This is a genomic window from Agromyces humi (assembly GCF_009720255.1).
Taxonomy (GTDB): domain Bacteria; phylum Actinomycetota; class Actinomycetes; order Actinomycetales; family Microbacteriaceae; genus Agromyces; species Agromyces humi.
The window spans coordinates 1-2636 of sequence record NZ_WJSP02000457.1 but is presented as its reverse complement, the minus strand read 5'-3'; the positions used below and the strand labels follow the sequence as shown (position 1 = coordinate 2636).

Sequence of the window (2636 nt, the reverse complement as noted above, 5' to 3'; positions counted from 1 at the left end):
CGGGAACAAACCCCGTGCGTATCTTCAGATCACGTTCTGCACGCCAGAGGGCGAAGGCCAGGACGACAAGCGACCTGACACCAACGTGGTCGTCTCGCTGAATGCGTCCCCTGTCAGCGCCCTCACCTCGCGCGACTGACGGCGCCGCCCTCGCGTCGAGATCTCGTGTTCGGTGCATCCGCGCCGGCGCGTCGTGCACCGAACACGAGATCTCGACGGATCGGAGGAAGCGGCGGTGCGTGGGGCAGAATCGAGGCATGAGCGTGCGCACCCCGGACCCGGACTGGAATCCCGACGACGAGCCCGTCGTGCGGCCGCCCGCCAATCCGGGGTGGCTCTCCGACCTCGAGCTCGCCGAGATCCGCGGCCGCCTGCCGCTGCTCTACGTCGAGGCGGTGCCGGTGCGGGTCGACGGGCTCGGGCAGGTCTCCGAGGTCGGCGTGCTGCTCCGCGCCAACGCGGTCGGCGAGATGACCCGCACGCTCGTGTCGGGCCGCGTCATGTTCGGCGAAACGCTCCGCGACGCGCTGTTCCGCCACCTCGAGAAGGACCTCGGGCCGATGGCATTCCCGCTGCTGCCGGCGAGCCCCGTGCCGTTCACGGTGGCCGAGTACTTCCCGCTGCCCGGTATCTCGCCGTTCTCCGATGAGCGCCAGCACGCCGTGTCGCTCGCCTACGTGGTGCCCGTCACGGGCACGTGCGAGCCGCGGCAGGACGCCCTCGAGGTCACGTGGATGACCCCGGTCGAGGCGGTCTCCGAGAGCATCGCCGCCGAGATGGAGGGCGGGCGGGGCATCCTCGTCAAGCAGGCGCTCGCCTCGGTGGGCGCGCTGCGCTGACGGATGCCGCGCCGCCGCGCCGCGCCGAGTGACGCCGCGCCGGCTCAGCGCCCGGCGAGCCCGAGCGTCTCGAGGAACAGCCGCGTGAGCCGCGTCGCATCGACCTCGAGGGCGATCTCGACGTTCGCCCACTCGTCGGCGAGCCCGTGCACCATGTCTTCTCCGCGACGCCCGCGCAGGTCGACGAGCGTCTGCCCTCGGCCGTAGCCGGCGAGCTCGACGCGCACGGGACGCACCTCGGTGCGGAGCGCGAGCGGGTCGACGATCGAGCACACCGCGCCGGCGTCGCCGATGAGCCCGGTGTACTCCTCCTGCTCGTCGGCGGACAGGGCGATGCGATGCCCGAGGAGCGCGCCCACGACGCGGCCGAGGGGGTCGTCGCCGTGCTCGAGCGCAGCCGCGACCTCCTGTTCGACGGCGACGCGGTTGAACACGTCGAGCCCGTACATGTAGGCGGGCACGTTCGCGTCGAGCACGATGGCGGCGGCCTCGGGGTCGTGCCACACGTTGAACTCGGCCACGGCGGTCGCATTGCCGACGCTCGCCGAGCCGCCCATGAACACGATGCGTTCCAGGTTGCCGGCGACCTCGGGGTAGGTGCGCAGCAACAGCGCGAGGTTGGTCTGCGGGGCGAGCGCCACGAGCGTCACCGGGGTGGGGTGTTCGAGGATGAGCCGACGCAGGAGTTCGACGGCGCCGACGGGTTCGGGTCTCCGCTGCGTGGGCGGCAGGGGGACACCGCCGAGCCCGTCGAGGCCGTGCACGTGGCCGGCGGAGCGCGGCGGCTCGAGCAGGGGCCGCACCGCGCCCGCCGCGACCGGCAGGTCCGGCGCCCCCACGGCGTCGAGCACGCGCAGGGTGTTGTCGACGACCTGCGCCAGCGAGGCGTTGCCCGCGACGCAGGTGATGCCGAGCACCTCGATGCCCGGATGCCGCACCGCGAAGAGGATGGCGAGGGCGTCGTCGACGCCCGTGTCGACGTCGAGGATCACGGGAACGCTCATCGCATCACCGTAACGCGCCCGTCGCGGTCGGCGCGCCAGTCACCCGACGCGACCCGCGTGCCGCGTCAGCGGACGAACCGCACCTCGTGGATCTCCTCGCCGAGGAACGGCACGTGCTGGTCGGCGCCGTCGAGCACGAAGCCGTTGCGCTCGTAGAACCGGTGCGCGCGCGGGTTGTCGGACGCGACCCACAGGTAGACGGCGTCGTCGCCGACGGCGGCGTCGAACAGCTTCTGGCCGATGCCGGTGCCGTGGTAGGCGTCGAGGAGGTAGATGAAGTACAGCTCGCGTTCGCGCGGGGGGTTCTCGTCGCGGGCGGGCCCCGAGCCGACGAAGCCGACGATCTCGCCGTCGACGAGGGCCGCGAACTGCTGGTACTCCTCGCCGCGCTCGGCGTAGTGGTTCCAGAGCTCCGCCATGCGGCGCGGCGAGAGGTGCTCGAACGCCGCCGCGCTGATCAGGTGGTCGTAGGTCTCGTGCCAGCAGGTGGCGTGGACGCGCCCCAGCGCCTCCACATCGGAATCGCGGATGGGACGGACGACGACCTCGGCAACAACATCGGTGCTCATGCCAGAAGGCTAAGCCAGGGTGCGCGGGACGCGAAATCGGGTGACGCCCCTTGCGCCCAGTGCGGGCGCGCGCTGCGCGGGCACCGGTTCGCCGCGGAGACGGCGAAGGCCCCGCCGTCGACCGGGTGGTCGGCGTCGGGGCCTTCAGCAAGCGGTGCCGGGTGCGTCAGCCCTGCGCGCGACGGTTGGTGCGCGCGGGCGACACGAGGCTGCCGACGCGCAGC

The 2636-nt window shown here is 72.4% G+C and carries 3 protein-coding genes; 1 reads left to right on the top strand and 2 read right to left on the bottom strand.

From position 1 onward, the window contains the following. The first annotated feature begins 257 nt into the window (after window positions 1-257). Window positions 258-839: an NUDIX hydrolase family protein gene (locus GH736_RS20845; protein WP_159606726.1), complete on the top strand. Its 582-nt coding sequence runs from the start codon at window positions 258-260 to the stop codon at window positions 837-839. Between the two features lie 44 nt (window positions 840-883). Here the strand turns inward: GH736_RS20845 and GH736_RS20840 are convergent, their stop codons facing one another. Together GH736_RS20840 and GH736_RS20835 are read right to left on the bottom strand one after the other, a co-directional pair. Further along, entirely contained in the window at window positions 884-1843 is a 960-nt protein-coding gene (locus tag GH736_RS20840) for a nucleoside hydrolase (RefSeq protein WP_159606724.1), read from the bottom strand. 65 nt (window positions 1844-1908) lie between these two features. Then, window positions 1909-2412: a GNAT family N-acetyltransferase gene (locus GH736_RS20835; protein ID WP_159606722.1), complete on the bottom strand. Its 504-nt coding sequence runs from the start codon at window positions 2410-2412 to the stop codon at window positions 1909-1911. Between the last annotated feature and the right edge of the window lie 224 nt (window positions 2413-2636).

Excerpts from the sequence above, each read along its gene's own strand:
- GH736_RS20845 (WP_159606726.1), top strand. The coding sequence starts at position 258 with ATGAGCGTGCGCACCCCGGACCCGGACTGGAATCCCGACGACGAGCCC.
- GH736_RS20840 (WP_159606724.1), bottom strand. The coding sequence starts at position 1,843 with ATGAGCGTTCCCGTGATCCTCGACGTCGACACGGGCGTCGACGACGCC.
- GH736_RS20835 (WP_159606722.1), bottom strand. The coding sequence starts at position 2,412 with ATGAGCACCGATGTTGTTGCCGAGGTCGTCGTCCGTCCCATCCGCGAT.